This window comes from Pedococcus sp. P1_H8, from assembly GCF_056405175.1.
Genome location: NZ_JBFUCP010000006.1, coordinates 138,232 through 157,818, shown reverse-complemented (window position 1 = coordinate 157,818; position 19,587 = coordinate 138,232). Strand labels below are relative to the sequence as shown.

The following is a 19,587-nucleotide window of genomic DNA, read 5'->3' as shown; positions in this document are numbered from 1 at the left end:
GCCTACGACGCCGTCGGCTGGCCCAAGGTCGACTGACCCATCCGGACGACCGCCGCGGTGAACGGCGGCAGGTGCACTCCGTGACCGCGCAGGCGGGTCTGTCCCGGCTCCCAGGCGAGCACGACGCTCCGCGGCTCGGCGTCGAGGGGCACGGTCCAGCGCGACGCCGCCAGGTTCACGACGATGCGGAACCCGCCACGGCGCATCACCAGCCACCCGTCGTTCTCGTCGAAGTCGACGGCGACCTCGTCAAGCCGCCCGTTGTTGAGGTCGAACTCCATGCGCCGCAACGAGATCAGGTCGCGATACCAGGCGAGCATCCGCGCGTTGTCGTCTCCCCGGAGCTCGGCCCAGTTCAGCTGCGAGCGGCGGAAGGTCTGCTCGTCCTGCGGGTCGGGCACGTCCTGGGCGGCCCAGCCGTGGGCCTCGAACTCGCGTCGACGGCCCCCGGTCACGGCTTCCTTCATCGCGGGGTCGTCGAAGTCGGTGAAGAACTGGAACGGCGTCCTGGCCGCCCACTCCTCCCCCATGAAGACCATCGGGGTGAAGGGGCCGGTGAGGTAGAGGGCTGCGCCGATCGCCTGTCGGCCGGGGGTGACGACGGCGGAGATGCGGTCGCCCACTGCCCGGTTCCCCACCTGGTCGTGGGTCTGCAGGTAAGCCAGGAACCGGCGCCCGTCGAGCCGCGCGCGGTCGACAGGAGCACCCCAGTCCGCCTCACGGAAGCTCGACCAGCTCCCGTCGTGCAGGAAGGCCCTGGTCAGGGTCTTGGCCAGAACCGCGAGGGGTCCGGCGTCCGGCATCGCCGGGCAGTGCCCGGCGAAGTCGCCGTAGTAGCCCTGGGTCTCGCCGGTCAGGGTGACGTGCAGGGCGTGGTGCACGTCGTCGTCCCACTGGGCGTCCATGCCCCAACCGCCTTCGCCCGTGGGCGTGACGGTCCGGGGGTCGTTGAGGTCGCTCTCGGCAATCAGGTCGAGGGGACGGCCCAGTCGCGCGCTCAGCGCCGCCACCTCGTCGGCGAGCTGTGCGAGCACGTGCTGACGGGAGTCGTCGTGCAGCTCGTGCACGGCATCGAGCCGCAGTGCGTCGACGTGGAAGTCGCCGAACCAGCGCAGGGCGTTGTCGACGATCCAGCGCCGCACGTGCAGGCTGTCGTCGCCGTCGAGGTTCAACCCGTCACCCCACGGCGTCGGGTGGGCGCTGGAGAAGTAGGGCCCAAACCGCGACAGGTAGTTCCCCACCGGCCCGAGGTGGTTGTAGACCACGTCGAGGCAGACACCGAGTCCCAGCCGGTGGCAGGCGTCGACGAACCGCTGGAGCGCCGCCGGGCCGCCGTACTCCTCGTCGACCGCCCAGGGTCCGACGCCGTCGTAGCCCCAGTTCCAGCGCCCCGGCCACGACGCTACGGGCATCAGCTCGACCACGTCGACACCGAGGTCGACGAGATGCTGCAACCGGTGCTGCGCAGCGTCGAGGGTGCCCTCTGGGGTGAAGGTACCCACGTGCAGCTCGTAGACCACCCCGCCCAGCACACCCTCACCCTGTTGAGGTCCGGCCCACGTCGCGTCCCGCCAGGTGTAGCGGGTGGCGTCGAAGAAGCGGCTCTCCGCGTGCACGCCGTGCGGCTGCCACGCGGACCGTGGGTCCGGGGTCACCGGACCGTCGTCGAGCCGGAAGCCATAGTCGAGGCACGGGTATGCCGCCGTCCCCGGCCGCGCCGTCGACCCCTCCATCGCGGGGGCCTGCCAGCGCCACCAGCCGTCGCCCTTGGCCTCCATGGCCGTGCGCTTGGCGGCGTCGTCGTCGAGCGACCACTCCACCTCCACCGCGTGGGCTCGGGGAGCCCAGACCGTGAGCTCGGGTCCCGGCAGGAGTCTCGTGTCGGCGTCAGCCCTGGTCATCTCAATGTCAGCCGTCTTCATCGCGGGTCAAGGCTGTCATGCCGTGCGAACAAGGCAACCGGAAGGGCATGGAGCAGGCCCGCGAGCTCGACCTCGCCGTCCACCGGTCGTCGGTGGCCCGAGGCGTCGAACAGGTCGACCCAGCTGCCCTCCGGCAGCGTGATCGTCGCCGCACCCCACCCGCCCTCGGACCGCAGGCGCTCGCTGCACCGCGTCGCCACGGCCACCACCTGCAGGCCTGCGGCATCGCCTCGACCCACCGCCAGGGCATGCTCGCTCGAGGTGGGGACGGCGGCATACGTCGCCTGCTCGCCGGTGAACCACTCGGGGTGGTCACGGCGCAGCCGCAGCACCCGCGACGTCAGGAGCAGCTTCTCGTCGTCGAGGTCGCGCGGAGGCTCGCCGGCGTCGAGTCTCGTGAGCCGGGTGCGCCGCGAGGCATAGTCGACGGCACGACGGTTGTCGGGGTCGACGAGCGAGAGGTCGACGAGCTCGGTGCCCTGGTAGACGTCCGGGACGCCCGGGAGGACGAGCTGGAGCAGCTTCTGCCCGAGGGTGACCGCGCGGGTCGCAGGGGCGGTCAGCTCGACCCACCGCGCGAGGTGGTCGATGATGGCCGGCTCCGTCGTCAGGGCGTCGACGAAGGTTGCCACGTCGGCCTCGTAGCCGGCGTCCGGCTCGGTCCAGGTGGTGTGCTGCTTGGCCTCGCGCACCGCCTTGGTGGCGTAGGCCTGCAGCCGGTCGGTGCTGATCGGCCACGCGCCGACGGCGGTCTGCCACAGCAGGTACTCGGTGGACGCGTCAAGCCGGGAGCCGCGGTGCGGAGCGGCCAGGTCACGGGCCGCGCCCACCCACTGGGCCCACTCCTGCGGCAGCTCGGAGATGACGGACAGCCTGGCTCGCACGTCTTCGGAGCGCTTGGTGTCGTGGGTCGACAACGTCGTCATCGTCGTCGGCCAGGTGGCGAGCTGCCGGGCGGCGAAGGCATGCAGCTCGCCAGGTTCGAGGCCGAGGCGACCGGGGTCCCCGCCCACCTCGTTGAGTCCCGTGAGGCGGGCGAAGCGGTAGAAGGCGGTGTCCTCGATGCCCTTGGCCATCACCGGCCCGCAGGTCTGCTGGAACCGCACGACGAACTCGCGCTGGGCGCCGCGGGTGTCGACCTGCGCACCGGGCAGGTGCCCTCCGGACGTGAGCTGGGCGACCATCGCCAACGCGTCGCGGTCCTCCTCCGAGACCAGCTCGGCTGCCCGGGCCTCGGCGTGCGCCAGCACTGCGAGCTGCTCGCGAGCCGGCTCAGCCCCGGGGACGAGGTAGGCCCGATAGCGGTCCATCGACACGAGGAGTGCCTCGAGTCCACGTCGCAGGGCAGCCTGGTCCTCACCGACGAGGACCCGGCCGGCGAGCCGCATCAGCCGGTTGACCTCTGCCTGCTGCACCTGGGCGACGACCTGCCGCTTCGCTGTGTGGACCATCGCCGCGAGATCCACCTGTTCGCCCACCAGCTCGGTGAGGTGCTCGGTCAGTGGCTGCTCGCCCGCCGGGTCGACGAAGACCTGCTGGACGCGCAGCAAGGTGTCGTAACCGGTCGTCCCCGCGCACCGCCAGTCGTCGGGCAGCTGCTCGTGGCCCTCGAGGATCTTCTCGGCCACGACCCAGGCATCCCCCGTCGCGTCGGCGAGCCGGGCGAGGTAGTCGCCGGGATCGGCCAGGCCGTCGGGGTGGTCGATCCGGAAGCCGTCGATCGTGCCGGCCCGGAACTCCTCCAGGAGCAGGCGGTGGGTGCGGTCGAAGACCTCGTCGTCCTCGACCCGCACGGCTGCCAACGTCGTCACGTCGAAGAAGCGACGGTAGTTGAGCCGGCTCCCGCCCTCGTGCCAGTCGCAGAGCCGATAGCGCTGAGCCGCCACGAGCGCCGGCAGGTCGAGCGCCTCGGTGCCGGGTCGCACGGGGAACACGTGGTCGAAGTAGCGCAGCACGGTCTCGTTGCCGTGCGGGCCTCCTCCGGCCTCGACGGCGAGCTCGCCCGCGGCGAGCACCGACTCGAGCGACTGACCGAGAACAGGAACGAGCACCCGACCGTCCTCGGCCTCCCAGTCCACGTCGAACCAGTGGGCGTGGTCGGACTCACGACCATCGCGGAGCAGGAACCACCAGGGATGGTTGAGCGAGGCCGGGGTCGGGGTCGTCATGTGGTTGGGGACCACGTCGACGACCGTCCCCAGCCCTGCCTGCCGAAGGGCGGACGTCAGCAGGTCGAAGCCCTCCGACCCGCCGGCCTCCTCGTTGAGGAACTCGTGGCTGACCACGTCGTAGCCGTGCGCCGACCCGGGAGCCGGAGCGAGGATCGGAGACAGGTAGGCGTGCGAAACCCCCAGTGCCGCAAGGTAGTCAGCCTGGTCGGCGGCATCGCCGAAGGTGAACTCAGGCTGGATCTGCAGCCGGTACGTCGCGGACGGCACGACCCGCCCCGGTCCCGGTCGGTGCGGCGTTGCACCACTCGGCATACCTGTCTGCCTTTCGTTCATCGGCGGGCGGCGGCCGCTCCAGCGGGCGATCCGGAGGAAATCGGGCGAGGACAGCGCAGGACGACGACGCTGCGGCCGTGCGCCTTCACCTTGGCGTCGGGCTTGTACTCCTTGGCCTCGACCTCTTGCGCGGACGTGTCGAGCTCGGTGACCCAGCGTTCGCCGTACTCCTTGCCCGGCAGGACGAAGGGCAGCACGTCGTGGTGGCCGTTGAAGATGACCAGGAAGTGGTCGTCGAGCGTCTGCTGGCCGCGGGAGTCGGGCTCGGGGATGGTCTGCCCGTTGAGGAAGACCATCATCGAACGGGCATAGCCGTTGGCCCAGGAGTCCTCGTCCATGTGGTTGCCACCGGGCTCGAACCACGCGATGTCGCCGACGGCGCTCTCGCCGCCGTGGTCGGCCGAGCCGGCGAAGAACCGGCGGCGGCGGAAGACCGGGTGGTCGCGCCGCAGCTCGACGAGCCGCTGCGTGAACGAGATGAGGTCGAGCTGGTCCTGGTCGAGGTCCCAGTCGATCCAGGAGATCTCGTTGTCCTGGCAGTAGCCGTTGTTGTTGCCACCCTGGGTGCGACCGAGCTCGTCACCGTGCAGGAGCATCGGCACGCCCTGCGAGAGCAGGAGCGTCGCGAGCATGTTGCGCTGCTGGCGCAGCCGCAGGGCGTTGACCCTCTTGTCCTTCGAGGGACCTTCGACGCCGCAGTTCCAGGAGCGGTTGTGGCTCTCGCCGTCGTTGCCGTCCTCGCCGTTGGCGGCGTTGTGCTTCTCGTTGTAGGACACCAGGTCCCGCAGCGTGAAGCCGTCGTGGGCGGTGACGAAGTTGATCGACGCGATCGGCTTGCGACCACTGTGTTCGTACAGGTCGCTGGAGCCGGTGATGCGCGAGGCGAACTCGCCGAGGGTCGCGCTCTCGCCGCGCCAGAAGTCACGCACGGTGTCGCGGTACTTGCCGTTCCACTCCGTCCACAGGGGCGGGAAGTTGCCGACCTGGTAGCCGCCGTCGCCGACGTCCCACGGCTCCGCGATGAGCTTGACCTGGCTGACCACCGGGTCCTGCTGGACGAGGTCGAAGAACGCCGACAGCTTGTCGACCTCGTGGAACTGACGGGCCAGCGTCGCAGCGAGGTCGAACCGGAACCCGTCCACGTGCATCTCGGTCACCCAGTAGCGCAGCGAGTCCATGATCAGCTGCAGGACGTGCGGGTGGCGCATGAGCAGGCTGTTGCCGGTGCCGGTGGTGTCGTAGTAGTGCGCCTTGTCCTCGTCGACGAGCCGGTAGTAGGCGGCGTTGTCGATGCCACGGAAGCAGATCGTGGGGCCGAGCTGGTTGCCCTCGGCGGTGTGGTTGTAGACCACGTCGAGGATGACCTCGATACCCGCCTCGTGGAGCGCCTTGACCATGCCCTTGAACTCGGCCACCTGCTCGCCGCGGGTGCCGTAGGCCGCGTAGCCGTTGTGCGGCGCGAGGAACCCGATCGTGTTGTAGCCCCAGTAGTTCGACAGGCCCTTGTCGCGCAGCGTGAAGTCGTTGACGAACTGGTGCACCGGCATCAGCTCGATGGCCGTGATGCCGAGGCCCTTGAGGTGCTCGATGACCACCGGGTGGGCGATGCCGGCGTAGGTGCCGCGGATCTCCTCCGGGATGTCGGGATGGGTCTCGGTCAGGCCCTTGACGTGGGCTTCGTAGATGACGGTGTTGTGGTACTCGTGCCGCGGGAGGCGGTCCTGACCCCAGTCGAAGAAGGGGTTGATCACCACACCCATCATCGTGTGGCCGAGGCTGTCCTCCACATTCGCCCGGGCGGGGTCCTCGCTGGGCGAGTCGAAGTCGTAGGAGAACAGCGACTGGTCGCCGTCCGGCTGGCCGTCGATCGCCTTGGCATAGGGGTCGAGCAGCAGCTTCTGGGGGTTGCAGCGGTGACCGTTGGCCGGGTCGTAGGGACCGTGGACGCGGTAGCCGTAGCGCTGTCCGGGCTGGACGCCGGGCAGGTAGGCGTGCCACACGAAGCCGTCCACCTCGGGCAGCTGGATGCGGGTCTCCGCACCCTCGTCGTCGATCAGGCAGAGCTCGACCTTCGTGGCCACCTCGGAGAACAGCGCGAAGTTCACGCCGGTGCCGTCGAACGTCGCGCCGAGCGGGTAGGACTTGCCGGGCCAGATTTCCATGCATCGCCTTCGTCGTAGAGCAGCCCTCGTCCTGGGGCCGTGGTGAAGAAGGACGTCGACGGCCTCCAGCGAACCCATTGTGCCCGACTAAGCACCTTTCAACCGCCACCTGCGCCACACGTGCTAAGCAAGCGCTTAGTACACTTCGCGGCATACCTCGTCGCACCCCGTGCGGCCCAGATCGGGAAATCACCTCAAGGAGCCCCTCGATGAGCACCCAGCGCACCGCGATCGTCACCGGAGCCGCCCGCGGCATCGGCGCAGCAACGGCCAAGCGTCTCGCCGCGGCGGGGCATGCCGTGGCCGTCCTCGACCTCGACGAGTCAGCCTGTGCCGACACGGTTTCGGCGATCACGGACGCCGGCGGGAGGGCGCTGGCTGTCGGCGTGGACGTGGCCGACGCCGCCCAGGTCGAGGCTGCCGTCCAGCGCGTCGCCGACGAGCTCGGAGCCCCCACGATCCTGGTGAACAACGCAGGCATCACCCGCGACAACCTGCTGTTCAAGATGACTGAGGACGACTGGGACGCCGTCATCAACGTGCACCTGCGCGGGTCGTTCCTGATGACGCGCGCCGTCCAGGGCTACATGACCAAGGAGAAGTTCGGCCGCATCGTCAACTTGTCCTCCAGCTCTGCGCAGGGCAACCGCGGCCAGGTCAACTACTCGGCGGCCAAGGCGGGTCTGCAGGGCTTCACCAAGACCCTGGCCATCGAGCTCGGGAAGTTCGGCGTGACCGCGAACGCCGTGGCGCCGGGGTTCATCCAGACCGAGATGACCAAGATGACGGCTGAGCGGCTCGGCGTCTCGTTCGAGGACTTCATCGCCCACTCGGCGGCCGCGATCCCGGTGCAGCGGGTCGGCCAGCCCGAGGACATCGCCGCCACGATCGGCTTCCTCTGCTCCGAGGACGCCGGCTTCGTCTCCGGCCAGGTCATCTACGTCGCAGGCGGCCCGCTCGACTGAACCGGTCCGCTCCCGGACGGTCGCAAGGCGACCATCGGCAGCTCGGCGACCATGCGCCGGCGCGCCTCGGCGCTCCCGTCGTAACGCCAGCCGAGCAGCGCAGTCAGCGTCCACCGCACGAGCGGTGCGATGAGCAGGTTGCGCCGCTCATAGGCGGCATACACCTCTTCCGCCTCCTCGAGCCCCAGGACCCGGTATGCCGCGGGGCTGGGTCCGCGTCCGAAGTCCACCGCGGCGGGCCCACCGGCTTCGAGGTTGCGGAACCAGTCGGCGCTGGTTCCGTAGCCCGACACGACGGTCGCCTCACCGGTCGACCGGTCGTAACGCACCACCTCCACGACCACGTCGAAGCTCTGGCCGCTGCGTCGGCCGGTGTGGGTGAGCTGCAGGAAACGGTGACCGAGGATCCAGCCGAACCCGTTGGCGTACAACGCCTTCGGGAGCGCGAAGAGCGCGCGCAGCCAAGGCTTGAGGTCCTGGCTGCGGGTTCCCGGCACGTGCCCACGCTACGCCGGCCACGCGGCATACCCCTTGACAGCCGGACGTCCTCGGGTTGATAGTTTCCTTAGCAGTTAATAAACCGATTGGTTAAGGACTATGGACCACGATCCGCTCAGCACCACCTTCGCCGCCCTGGCGGACCCCACGAGGCGCGCCATCCTCGAGCGCCTCGCCGGGGGCGACCTCACGGTCGGGGAGCTCGCTGAACCCTTCGCCATGACCCTGCCGGCCATCTCCAAGCACCTGTCCGTGCTGGAGCGGGCCGGGCTGATCGCCAAGGACCGTGACGGGCAGCGGCGACACTGCCGGATCACCGCCACACCACTGAAGAGCGCGACGTCGTGGCTCGAGGAGTACCGCCGCCACTGGGAGGCCAACCTCGACCACCTCGACGCCTACCTCACCCGCATCCAGGGGTCCGCATCCCCGGGTGCACACCGCGACACACCCACCACCTCAGTTCACGAGGAGAAGTCATGAGCAACACCGCTGCCGAAACCAACCAGCGCGCCACTGTGACCCACCAGGGCAGCGAGCTGGTCATCACAAGAACCTTCGCCGCACCCGCAGCCCTCATCTACGAGGTGATGACCACGCCGGAGCACATCCGCCGGTGGTGGGGCGCCGGCCACGGCGAGGTCACCGTCTGCGAAGTAGACCTCCGCGTCGGTGGTCGCTGGCACTTCGCCCAGGTCACCCCGGGTGGCGACGAGGTGTCGTTCTCCGGCGAGTACCGCGAGCTCGACCCGCCGGAGCGTCTCGTGCACACCGAGATCTTCGACAACATCCAGAGCCCGCCGTCGCTCATCGAGTCGACGTTCACCGAGCAGGACGGCCTGACGACGCTGAGGGCAGTGATCACGTACGACTCCCCCGAGACCGTCGAGATGGTGCTCGCCTCCGGCATGGAGGTCGGGCTCAACGACTCCTACGACGCCCTCGAGAAGGTCGCCCAGGGGCTCGCAGGCTGAGGCAGACGCCCGCCAGCAGCGGACCTCAGGCGCCGAGCACCACGATGCGTCCGGTGCTCTCTCCGGCCCCGAGCCGGGTGAGGGCACTGCGCGCATCCTCGAACGGCACCTGTTGGGAGACAAAGGGTTTGATGGCCCCGGCGGATGCCCACTTCCTCAGCTGAATGTGGGCAGCCTCTGCCACGACGTGGTCACGTTGGAGGTAGAGCCCCCAGTGCAGACCCAGGATCGAGTAGTTCTTGACGAGGGCGTGGTTGAGGGCCGGGGTGGGGATGGTCCCGCTCGTGAAGCCCACGACGACGATCCGCCCCTCGAAGGCAATGACCCTGGTCGACGCCTCGAAGGCGTCACCACCCACGGGGTCGAACACCACGTCGGCACCGTCAGGACCCACTGCCTCCTTGAGGGCCGTCACGAGGTCGCCGGCCGAGCGGTCGACCACGACGTCTGCACCGGACTGGCGGGCGACGTCTGCCTTCGCGGCATTGCCGACCACGGCGACGACCCGCGCACCGAGGGCCTTGCCGACCTGCACCGCCGCCAGACCGACGCCTCCCGCGGCGGCGTGCACGAGGAGCGTCTCGTCGGCTTGCAAGGCAGCCCGACGGACCAGCCCCACGTAGGCTGTCTGGTAACCGATCGTCAAGGCGCTCGCCTCGGCGTCGGAGAGGGACAGCGGTGCGGCGAAGGCGCCCGTCGCGGGCATGAGGCACACCTCTGCCAGCCCGCCATGGGGGATGGCCGTGGTGCCGACGACCCGGTCGGCCACGGCGAAGCCGGTGACCCCCTCGCCGACCTCGAGCACCTCGGCACACACCTCGACTCCCGGCGTGAACGGCAGGTCCGGTCGCACCTGGTAGTGACCGCGTGCCATGAGCACGTCGGGGAAGTTCAGGGCAACGGCGAGCACGCGCACCAACAGGTGGCCCGGCTGGACGCGCGGCTGGGGGCGCTCGGTCAGCCACATCACGTCAACCGGCTCGCCGAGGGAGGTGACCTGCCACGCCTTCACGGAATCTCCTGGTGTCAGTGTCGGTGTCGGTCGGTGCCCATGGTGTCAGTCGGCGCCGCTGCTGTCAGTCGGGGCTGCTGTCAGTCGGGGCTGCTGTCAGTCGGGGCCGGTGTCAGTCGGGGCCGGTGTCAGTCGGTGCCCATGGTGACCGCCGGGAGGGCGGCCGCCATCCTGCGCATCCCGGCAAGCCAGCGGTCGGGGTCGGCTGCCCGGCCGGCATACATCTCGGCCACCTCGGGGTGCGGCAGGACGAGGAACCGTCCATCATCCATCGCGGTCATGAGGTCGCGCGCGACGTCATCGGGGTCGACCGCGCCCGGCTCCATGAGGGCCCTGCCGGCCGAACCGGAGTTCCAGAGCATGTCGGTGCGCACTCCCTGCGGGCACACCGCGTGGACGCGAATGCCCTTGTCTCCGTAGGTCATGGACAACCACTCGGCAAAGGCGAGGGCGCCGTGCTTGGTCACGGCATAGGGGGCGGCCCCCGGGATCGACAGCAGACCCGCAGCCGACACGGTCGCGACGAACGTGCCGCTGCCCCGCTCGATCCACTCGGGGACGAGCAGGCGTGCGGCGCGGACGTGGGCCATCACGTTGACGCTCCACGACACCTCCCAGGCCTTCTCGTCGACGGCCTCGGTGCCGCCGCGCGCCACGCCTGCGTTGGCACAGAACACCTCGATCTCGCCGAGGTGGTCACGGGCCGCGGCGACCAGGGCCGCCACACCTGCCTCGCTTGATGCGTCGCCGGGGATGGCGAAGGCCCCGAGCTCATGGGCTGTGGACTCCGCTGCCTCCGCGTCGAGGTCGTTGACCACGACCGTGGCGCCGGCGGCGACGAACGCCTTGGCGTAGGCAGCGCCGATCCCCCGGCCCCCGCCCGTCACGATCACGCCGCGCCCGGTCAGGTCAGGGCTCACAGGTTGCCTCCGAGCGTGACGCCACCGTCGACGACGAGGGTCTGCCCGGTGACCCAGCTGGCGTCGCGCGACAGCAGGAACGACACGGCTCCCGCGATGTCCTCCGGGGCGCCGAGCCGCTTCAACGGATAGGCCGCGGCCACCTTCTCCTCCCGACCCTCGTAGAGGGCCTGGGCGAACTGCGTCTTCACGATCGCCGGAGCGACGGCGTTGACCCGAATGGCGGGTCCGAGCTGGTAGGCCAGCTCGACGGTGAGGTGGATGAGGGCGGCCTTGCTCACGGCATACCAGCCGATGGTGCCGGTGGCGCCGAGCCCGGCGATGGACGCGACGTTGACCACGGCTCCGGGCCGATCGCCTTGGCCCAGTCCGGCCGCGATGGCCTTCTGGATCCACGAGAACGCGGCCAGCACGTTGACGTCCATGATCTTGCGTGCGACGTCGAGCGGGGCGTCGAGCATGGGGCCGTAGGCCGGGTTGATGCCGGTGTTGTTGACCAGGTGGTCGAGCCCTCCGAACCGCTCGTGAGCGACCCGGATGACCTCGTCCTGGTGTGCCTCGTCCGCGGCATTTCCTGCCACACCAATGGCTTTCGACTCGCCACCGAGGTGCTCCACGGCCTCGGCCAGGGCCGCAGGCTTGCGCGCCGTGATCACGACCCGGGCACCCTCGGCGACCAGCTTCTCGGCGATACCGAGCCCGATACCTCGCGAGGCTCCGGTGACGATCGCGACCGTTCCCTCGTGGACCCCCTGTCCGGCGGTCACCTCAGAGCCCGAGGTCGCGGCCGATGAGCTCCTTCATGATTTCGTTCGACCCTGCCCAGATCTTCGAGACCCGTGCATCGCGCCAGGCGCGGGCCACGCGGTACTCGTTCATGAAGCCGTAGCCACCGTAGAGCTGGACGCACTCGTCGAGGACGTCGTTCTGAACCTGGGCGGACCACCACTTCGCCTTCGCCGCGTCGACGGCGCTGAGCTTCTGCTCGGCGTGCGCCGCGATGCAGTCGTCGACGTAGGCCTGGGTGACCTCGAGCTTGGTCTGCAGCTCGGCCATCTTGAACTTGTTGTGCTGGAACGACCCCACGGGCTGGCCGAATGCCTTGCGCTCCTTGGTGTACGCGACGGTCTCGCGGAAGATCTGGAAGGCGTGGGCGGTGTTGGCCACCGCTGCGCCGACGCGCTCCTGGGGCAGTCGCTGCATCATCGAGACGAAGCCGAGCCCCTCGGCGCCCAGCCGGTTGGCGTCGGGGACGCGCACGGCCTCGAAGAAGAGCTCGGAGGTGTCAGCCTCCTCCTGCCCGACCTTGTCGAGCTTGCGGCCGCGACTGAAGCCCTCCATGCCCGCCTCGACCATGAACAGGGTGATGCCCTTGGCGCCCTTGGAAGGGTCTGTGCGGGCGGCGACGATGACCAGGTCGGCCTGGTAGCCGTTCGTGATGAAGGTCTTGGAGCCGTTGAGCACCCAGTCGTCGCCGTCACGGACGGCGGTGGTCTTGAGGGCTGCGAGGTCGGAACCCCCCGACGGCTCGGTCATCGCGATGGCGCAGATGAGGTCACCGTTGGCCATGCCCGGCAGCCAGCGCTCCTTCTGCTCCTGCGTGCCGAGGTCGACGATGTAGGGCGGGCACACGTCCGAGTGGATCCCGAAGCAGGAGGACACGGCGAAGTTGAAGCCGGCGATCTCCTCGGCCGCGATCGCGTTGAAGCGGTAGTCGTCGGCACCCGCGCCGCCGAACTCCTCGGGGATGTCGAGGCCGAACAGACCCTGCTTGCCGGCTTCCTTCCAGATGTCGCGGTCGACCGACTTCACCTCGAGCATCTGCTCGGCACGGGGCTTGAGGGTGCGTTCGACGAACTCGCGGACAGAGCTGCGGAAGGCCTCGTGGTCGGGACCGTACACATTGCGGGGCATGACATTCCTCCAAGGTGACTAAGCGCTTGCTTAGTCTGCGATGACTGGGGCATGCTGTCAACCATGTCCAGCCCTCTACGCACCGTGGACTCCGTCACGGACGCGCCACACCGACTGCTCGAAGCAGCAGCCGAGGCGTTTGCCGACCGGGGCTTCCACGCGACCACCACGCGGGACATCGCCTCGCGGGCCGGACTGTCCCCTGCGGGCGTCTACGTCCACTTCTCCTCGAAGGAGGAGCTGCTCTACCAGCTCAGTCGCGAGGGCCACGAGGTGGCCCGCGACATGCTGTTGGCCGCCGCAAGCGGTGCCAGCTCCCCGACCGAGGCCCTGCGGGCGATCATGGGCCGGTTCGCGACCTGGCACGCCGAGCACTTCCGGGTGGCGCGCATCGTGCAGTACGAGTTCGCGAACCTCACCCCCGAGCACCGCGACGCCGTCCTGACACTGCGCAAGCAGATCGACGCGGTGGTGCGGGACGTCGTGACCGCCGGCGTCGCCAGCGGTGAGTTCACCGTCGACGACGTGCCCGACACGACCCTGGCGCTGATGTCGATGGCGGTCGACGTCGCCCGCTGGTACGACCCCGAGATCAAGCGCACGCCCGAAGCCATCGGCGCGGCCTACGCCGACCTCGGCCTGCGCCTCGTCCGGGCCGGCTAGCGCCGCCAGCGAGAACTAGCGAGCGTTTCCGTGGGAGTTCGGCTGGACCTGACTAGTCGCGGGTCAGCTTGCGGTAGGTGACGCGGTGCGGACGCGCCGCGTCGGCCCCGAGGCGCTCGATCTTGTTGGCCTCGTAGGACTCGAAGTTGCCCTCGAACCAGTACCACTTGGCGGGGTCCTCGTCGTCGCCCTCGAAGGCGAGGATGTGCGTCGCCACCCGGTCGAGGAACCACCGGTCGTGGCTGATGACCACTGCACAGCCGGGGAACTCGAGCAGGGCGTTCTCGAGCGAACCGAGCGTCTCCACGTCGAGGTCGTTGGTCGGCTCGTCGAGGAGCAGCAGGTTGCCACCCTCCTTGAGGGTGAGCGCCAGGTTGAGGCGGTTGCGCTCGCCACCGGAGAGGATGCCGGTCTTCTTCTGCTGGTCGGGACCCTTGAACCCGAACTGCGACACGTACGCGCGGGAGGGGATCTCGACGTGGCCGACGTTGATGTAGTCGTGGCCTCCGGACACGGTCTCCCAGAGGTTCTTGGCCGGGTCCAGGCCGCCGCGGCTCTGGTCGACGTAGGAGATCTTGACCGTCTCACCGACCTTGACCGAGCCGCTGTCGGCCTCCTCGAGCCCGACGATGGTCTTGAAGAGCGTGGTCTTGCCGACCCCGTTGGGACCGATGACGCCCACGATGCCGTTGCGCGGCAGGGTGAAGGACAGGTTGTCGATCAGGACGCGGTCACCGAAGCCCTTCTTGAGGTTCTTGACCTCGATGACCGTCGAGCCGAGGCGCGGACCCGGTGGGATCGCGATCTCGTCGAAGTCCAGCTTGCGCGTGCGGTCGGCCTCGGCGGCCATCTCCTCGTAGCGGGCCAGGCGGGCCTTGGACTTCACCTGACGGGCCTTGGCATTGGAGCGGACCCACTCGAGCTCCTCCTTGAGTCGCTTGGAGAGCTTGGCGTCCTTCTTGCCCTGCACCTGCAGACGGGCCTGCTTCTTCTCGAGGTAGGTCGAGTAGTTGCCCTCGTAGGGGTAGGCGCGGCCGCGGTCCAGCTCGAGGATCCACTGGGCGACGTTGTCCATGAAGTAGCGGTCGTGGGTCACCGCGACGACGGCGCCGTGGTAGGCCGCGAGGTGCTGCTCGAGCCACAGGACGGACTCGGCGTCGAGGTGGTTGGTGGGCTCGTCGAGCAGGAGCAGGTCGGGCTTCTGCAGCAGCAGCTTGCACAGTGCCACGCGGCGGCGCTCACCACCCGAGAGCACGGTCACGTCGGCGTCCGGCGGCGGGCAGCGCAGTGCATCCATGGCCTGCTCGAGCTGGGAGTCGAGGTCCCAGGCGTCGGCGGAGTCGATCGCCTCCTGGAGCTTGCCCATCTCCTCCATCAACGCGTCGAAGTCGGCGTCCGGCTCGGCCATCTCGGCGGAGATCGCGTTGTAGCGGTCTAGCTTGGCCTTGATCTCGCCGGCGCCCTCCTCGACGTTGCCGAGGACCGTCTTCTCCTCGTTGAGCTCGGGTTCCTGCATGAGGATCCCCACGGTGAAGCCGGGCGTGAGGCGGGCTTCACCGTTGGAGGGGTGGTCCAGCCCGGCCATGATCTTCAGGACCGAGGACTTGCCGGCTCCGTTGGGCCCCACCACGCCGATCTTGGCGCCGGGGTAGAAGGAGATGGTCACGTCATCGAGGATGACCTTGTCGCCGTGGGCCTTGCGGGCCTTCGACATGACGTAGATGAACTCGGGCATGGGGGCAAGGCTATCGGCCGGGGCCCCCACGCCCGAATCCGCGTCAGACGGCCGAGAGCTCGCGCTCGGCCTCGCCGCGAGGCACCAGACCCGTCGGCTCCTGCGACACGATGTAGTCGTCGGTCTCGGGATCGCCGGCGCCCTGGCCGGCCCCAGTGTCGCGTCGAGCAGCAAGGTCGCCGGGGTCGTAGGAGCCGAAGTCCTCCTCCTGGGCCGGAGGCTCACCCTCGAGCGCCGCCATCGCACCCTGGACGCCCTCGTCCGCCATCCGGTCGTGGGTGTCCAGCTGCGCCCGGGTCACCCGTGCGAGGGCGGTGGTCCCCCAGCTGAGGTCGTGGCCGACGTTGTAGGCGTCGATCTCGACGGACGTGGCGTGGGTGTTGTCCTGACGCATCCACTGGTTGACCCGCAGGCGTCCGTAGACGACCACGGGCTCGCCCTTCTTGAGCGAGTTGGCCACGTTGGCGCCGAGGGACCTGAAGGCCGTGACGTTGTAGAAGCTGGTGCCGGCGTCCTCGTACTCCCGCGTCTTCGGGTTCGGCCGTCGCACGGTCGACGCCAGCCGGAAGGCCGCGAAGGGCACCCCGTTGCGTGTCGTGCGCGACTCCGGATCGGCAACCACTCGGCCGGTCACCGTGATGTAGGACTCGTTCATCTGGCTCACCTCATCTGTGTGTCGTTTCCCTGGGGGTTTGACGCAAACAGTGAGGCAGGGCGAGATCGCGGGCGAGCGTGCGCAGGCGTGGCTGTGGACGAGGGCAAGGGGCGGGACGTGGTTGTGCACAGACCCCAGCGCATCCGTGCCGTATCCAGGCACCCACGGAGAACCCGGATGCCCCAGCCGCTCCGGGTGCGGGTACGCCTAGCGACGCGAGCTGGCCGGGGCCAGCCGCACCTCCGCGCGGTCCAGCGACTCACGGGTGGCGCGGTGCCGGTCGAGGACGAGTCGCACCGGACCGACGATCCGCTCACGGGCGACCCCGGCGACCTTGTCGGTCAACATGTTCCGAACGCGCTGTCCGCGGCGCCGGGCGCCGGCGCGACCGAGGGTGCGGGCGAGCGCTGCGAGCGCAAGCCCCAGCAGCAGGCCTCCGGCGAACATCAGCAACGGGTAGGGCAGTGGTCCGAGCCGTGGCGTGTCCAGCTCGGGAAGCGCCAACCATCCCATCACCACGAGCACGGCCAGCCAGAGGAACCCGAGGGCCGCGACGAAGGCAAGGACGAGCTGGGCGAGCCCGAAGACCTGCCACCACACCGGGGGGCGCATCTTCAGTGAGGTGCCCACGACCGCCTGGTCGAGGGCGTCCGCCAGCTCGGGACCGGGCGGCGTGGCCGCGTCGGCAATCGCTTCGGCCCACCGGTTCGGCAGGCCTTGCGCCGCCTCGTCCCCGACCTTCCGGGTGGCCAGCTCGACGGCCGACCGGGCGGCAGGGGTGGGCGGTGGGAGCGACGAACGCCCCAGAACGGTTCGCACGTCGCCCGCAGTGACGGCGAGCTTCTCCTCCACCGCGTCGCGGGTGTTGAGGCGCAGCCGCTTCATCGGGTCGGGGCGCAGGGCTCGCACCCAGCGGGTGAACGGCCATCCGGTGCGCCCCCAGGCCTGGTTGCGGTAGTCGCGCTCGACGGCCGCCACCACCGTCGGGATCCCGGCGGCACGCGAGAGCGCGTCGACCAGCTCGGCGTCCACCGTGTCGGACAGGGTCGGTTCGGTCACGGCCACTCCCCCGCGCAGGGTGGTCGCGCTGGCCGAGACGTCAGCGAGGAGCCGGTGCTGGGCCGCGTTCTGGGCAGCGACCGCCGTCGCCAGGCGCAACCGGAGGTCGTCGATCCCCGTGCCACCGGTGGCCGACGTGGAGATCACCTGGACCCCCGGGATGCCGTCCTCCGCCGCCAGCCGCGCGAGGTCGCGACGGATCTGACCCATCGCATCCGAGGACAGGCGGTCGGCCTGGTTGAGCACCACGACGGTCACGGCGTGGTGGGTGGACAGGGTGCGCAGGTAGTCGTCGTGCAGCCGGGCATCGGCGTACTTCTGCGGGTCGGTGACCCACACGAAGACGTCGACGAGCTCGAGCACCCGCTCGGACTCGGCGCGGTGCGCTTCGACCCGCGAGTCGAAGTCGGGCAGGTCGAGCAGCACCAGCCCGTCGAGGTTCCACGGGCTGTCGGGGCCGCCTGTCGGATCCGTCGTCAGGGGGTCCACGTGGTGGCGCTGGGCCACGGACAACCAGTCGAGCAGGTCGGTGGCGTCGTCGTCGCCCCACACGGCTGCCACCGGGCGGGACGTCGTCGGCCTCCTCGCCCCGACCACTGCCACGGTGGAGCCGACCAGGGCGTTGAACAGGCTGGACTTGCCCGAGCCCGTGGCCCCGGCGAGGGCGACCACCGTGTGGTTGCCGGTCTTGGAGATTCGCCCGGCGATCTTGTCGACCACCGCGCGAGCGGACGCGACCGCGGCCCGGTCGAGCTGGTTGCCACCTGCGGCGACCGCCTGCTCGAGGGCACGCGAGCGCGCGGTCAGCTCTTCGGCACTCACCGACTTGACCTGCTTGCTGCCCATCTTCAACGGGCTCATCGAACCGCCTTCACCGCTGCTGCCGCGTCGGCCAGGCGTTCGGCCTGGCCTGCTGTCGTCTCCACCCCGTCGAGGGCGCCGTCGTAGCGAAGTCGCTCCACGGCATACAGCTCCTGCACGTGCTCGAGCAGGCGCTTGCGAGCCTTCGCTGCCATGTCGCGCACCGCCTGGTCGCCGAAGATCGCCTCGAGCACCTTCTGGGCGAGCACTGCGGTGCCACCGGCGATGCCGACCTCGGCCCCGATCAGGCCACCGGTGTGGGCGAACGCCACCAGCATCAGGATCACCCCGATGCCGTTGAGGCCGTAGGCCGCGATGCGCGCCGTGGTGCGGCGGTCCTTGCCCTCGCCGCGCACGAGCTCGAGCACCTCGACCTGCCAGTCACGCACGAGCCGCTCGATCTGGGGCGACAGGTCGGTCGATGCCTTGGACAGCTCGGGAGTCTTGTCGAGCAGTCGATCTCCGCCGGGGAGCTGGCGCCACGTGCGGGCGACCGTCGCCGCGGCACCCTGCCCCTGGGCGTTGATGAGGGCGGCGACGCCGGTCTGGAGCGCCTCGCCCAGGTCGCCGGCGGGCGGGGCCTGGCCCTTCAGCGCCGCCGTGATCCGGTCACGCACCTTGGAGATCGTCGACTCGACCTGCTTGAAGAACTCGCCGGTGCCGACGTACTCCTGCCAGCGGGCCAGCACCTCGCCGCGCAGCAGGGTGCCGTCGGTCATGCCGTGCTCGACGTTGGCCAATGCCTCGCGGTATGCCGCGTGGGCGGCGTCGTGCAGCGCGTCGACGGCTTGCGCCTGCTGCCGGGTGGCCGTGACTAGGACCCCAGCCCGGTGGTCGAGGCTGCCGAGGGCGCCATCGAGGGTCTGCTTGACGATCACGGAGCGGGCCCGGGCGTCGCTGGCGAGCGCGGTCAACCACGAACGCAGGCGGGCGACGTCGGGCTCGGGCAGGCGTCCCTCGGCGGTCAGGTCGGCTTCGGGGATCCCGAAGATGGGCGCGGTGGACAAGCCTTGCTCACGCAACATCGAGGCGAGGTGGCTGCGGATGTCGGCCATCGCCTCGGGCGGCACACGGTCGAGCACGATGGCGATGGCGGTGCCGCGCTCGGACGCCTGGCGCAGCAGGTCCCACGGGACGGCATCGGCATATCGGGCGGCCGTGGTGACGAAGAGCCAGAGATCGGCTGCCGCGAGCAGCTGGGTCGCCAGCGCACGGTTGGCACTGACGACCGAGTCGATGTCGGGCGCGTCCAGCAGGGCCATGCCCGGGGGCAGCGAGCTCGACACGACCAGGCGCAGAGCGTTGACCCCGTCGTCGGGACTCCCTGCTCCCGTCACCCGGCTCAGCCCCGGCAGGACGCGGTCGTCGGAGAACCACCGCGCGTCCTGGGGGTGGTGGACCAGAACCGGGGTGGTCGTCGTCGGGCGCAGCACGCCCGAGCGGCTCACCTCGGCGTCGACGATGGAGTTGACCAAGGTGGACTTGCCCGCCCCGGTCGAGCCGCCGACGACCGCCAGCAGGGGCGCGTCGAGCGAGCGAAGCCGCGGGATGACGTAGTCGTCGAGCTGCTTGAGGAGGGCGTCGCGGGTGGTGCGTCCGGTCACCGCGTCGGGGATGTCGAGGGGCAGATCCGCCTGCTCGACCTGTTCACGAAGGGTCGTCACGGCGCCCAACATCGACATGGCGTCGTCCCTTGAAATCACACCGTAAGCCTAACGAATCGGACGCTGTGCACCGTGCGCG

General features: G+C 69.7%; 16 protein-coding genes. 4 read left to right on the top strand and 12 right to left on the bottom strand.

The genetic code is table 11. The features are described from left to right. Window positions 1–2 precede the first annotated feature (2 nt). The 3 genes from treZ to glgX are packed head-to-tail and all read right to left on the bottom strand — an operon-like array spanning window position 3 to window position 6,588. Entirely contained in the window at window positions 3–1,922 is a 1,920-nt protein-coding gene (gene treZ / locus AC1DYG_RS10470) for a malto-oligosyltrehalose trehalohydrolase (protein ID WP_477639794.1), read from the bottom strand. Next, window positions 1,919–4,405, bottom strand: a complete 2,487-nt coding sequence (gene treY, locus AC1DYG_RS10465; protein WP_477639793.1) for a malto-oligosyltrehalose synthase — start codon at window positions 4,403–4,405, stop codon at window positions 1,919–1,921. The genes treZ and treY overlap by 4 nt, the downstream gene beginning before the upstream one ends. Window positions 4,406–4,422: 17 nt before the next feature. Continuing rightward, the gene (gene glgX, locus AC1DYG_RS10460; RefSeq protein WP_477639792.1) at window positions 4,423–6,588 is read right to left on the bottom strand and encodes a glycogen debranching protein GlgX; all 2,166 of its coding nucleotides are present in this window, start codon (window positions 6,586–6,588) and stop codon (window positions 4,423–4,425) included. Between the two features lie 209 nt (window positions 6,589–6,797). Here glgX and fabG point away from each other — a divergent pair, with 209 nt between their 5' ends. Then, window positions 6,798–7,553 (top strand): 3-oxoacyl-ACP reductase FabG, encoded by a 756-nt coding sequence (gene fabG, locus AC1DYG_RS10455; protein WP_477639791.1) that lies wholly within the window; start codon window positions 6,798–6,800, stop codon window positions 7,551–7,553. Here fabG and AC1DYG_RS10450 read toward each other — a convergent pair. Beyond that, on the bottom strand, window positions 7,526–8,050 hold the full coding sequence (locus AC1DYG_RS10450; RefSeq protein WP_477639790.1) for a nitroreductase family deazaflavin-dependent oxidoreductase: 525 nt from the start codon (window positions 8,048–8,050) through the stop codon (window positions 7,526–7,528). The genes fabG and AC1DYG_RS10450 overlap by 28 nt on opposite strands. 100 nt (window positions 8,051–8,150) lie before the next feature. Between AC1DYG_RS10450 and AC1DYG_RS10445 the strand changes: the two genes are divergently transcribed. Then, complete coding sequence (locus AC1DYG_RS10445) at window positions 8,151–8,534, top strand: ArsR/SmtB family transcription factor (RefSeq protein WP_477639789.1); 384 nt, start codon at window positions 8,151–8,153, stop codon at window positions 8,532–8,534. Then, window positions 8,531–9,025, top strand: coding sequence for an SRPBCC family protein (locus AC1DYG_RS10440; protein WP_477639788.1), 495 nt, complete (start codon window positions 8,531–8,533; stop codon window positions 9,023–9,025). Before AC1DYG_RS10445 ends, AC1DYG_RS10440 begins: the two co-directional genes overlap by 4 nt. 25 nt (window positions 9,026–9,050) lie before the next feature. On the opposite strand, the gene AC1DYG_RS10435 is transcribed toward AC1DYG_RS10440, so the two are convergent. The 4 genes from AC1DYG_RS10435 to AC1DYG_RS10420 form a co-directional block, all read right to left on the bottom strand. Next, on the bottom strand, window positions 9,051–10,037 hold the full coding sequence (locus tag AC1DYG_RS10435) for an NADPH:quinone oxidoreductase family protein (protein ID WP_477639787.1): 987 nt from the start codon (window positions 10,035–10,037) through the stop codon (window positions 9,051–9,053). A 128-nt stretch (window positions 10,038–10,165) separates the two neighbouring features. Next, window positions 10,166–10,957 (bottom strand): SDR family NAD(P)-dependent oxidoreductase, encoded by a 792-nt coding sequence (locus AC1DYG_RS10430; protein WP_477639786.1) that lies wholly within the window; start codon window positions 10,955–10,957, stop codon window positions 10,166–10,168. Continuing rightward, complete coding sequence (locus AC1DYG_RS10425) at window positions 10,954–11,724, bottom strand: SDR family oxidoreductase (protein ID WP_477639785.1); 771 nt, start codon at window positions 11,722–11,724, stop codon at window positions 10,954–10,956. The genes AC1DYG_RS10430 and AC1DYG_RS10425 overlap by 4 nt, the downstream gene beginning before the upstream one ends. Before the next feature lies 1 nt (window position 11,725). Continuing rightward, complete coding sequence (locus AC1DYG_RS10420; RefSeq protein WP_477639784.1) at window positions 11,726–12,871, bottom strand: acyl-CoA dehydrogenase family protein; 1,146 nt, start codon at window positions 12,869–12,871, stop codon at window positions 11,726–11,728. A gap of 63 nt (window positions 12,872–12,934) precedes the next feature. On the opposite strand from AC1DYG_RS10420, the gene AC1DYG_RS10415 reads away from it, so the two are divergent. After that, window positions 12,935–13,534: a TetR/AcrR family transcriptional regulator gene (locus AC1DYG_RS10415; protein ID WP_477639783.1), complete on the top strand. Its 600-nt coding sequence runs from the start codon at window positions 12,935–12,937 to the stop codon at window positions 13,532–13,534. Window positions 13,535–13,586: 52 nt separating this feature from the next. Here the strand turns inward: AC1DYG_RS10415 and ettA are convergent, their stop codons facing one another. The 4 genes from ettA to AC1DYG_RS10395 all read right to left on the bottom strand — a co-directional run bounded on the left by ettA (window position 13,587) and on the right by AC1DYG_RS10395 (window position 19,547). Further along, window positions 13,587–15,269, bottom strand: coding sequence for an energy-dependent translational throttle protein EttA (gene ettA, locus AC1DYG_RS10410; RefSeq protein WP_477639782.1), 1,683 nt, complete (start codon window positions 15,267–15,269; stop codon window positions 13,587–13,589). 43 nt (window positions 15,270–15,312) lie between these two features. Continuing rightward, window positions 15,313–15,924 carry a single-stranded DNA-binding protein gene (locus AC1DYG_RS10405; RefSeq protein WP_477639917.1) on the bottom strand — a complete coding sequence of 204 codons (612 nt, stop codon included), beginning with the start codon at window positions 15,922–15,924 and terminating at the stop codon, window positions 15,313–15,315. 207 nt (window positions 15,925–16,131) lie between these two features. Next, on the bottom strand, window positions 16,132–17,844 hold the full coding sequence (locus AC1DYG_RS10400) for a GTPase (RefSeq protein ID WP_477639781.1): 1,713 nt from the start codon (window positions 17,842–17,844) through the stop codon (window positions 16,132–16,134). Next, window positions 17,841–19,547, bottom strand: a complete 1,707-nt coding sequence (locus tag AC1DYG_RS10395; protein ID WP_477639780.1) for a dynamin family protein — start codon at window positions 19,545–19,547, stop codon at window positions 17,841–17,843. Before AC1DYG_RS10395 ends, AC1DYG_RS10400 begins: the two co-directional genes overlap by 4 nt. Window positions 19,548–19,587 lie beyond the last annotated feature (40 nt).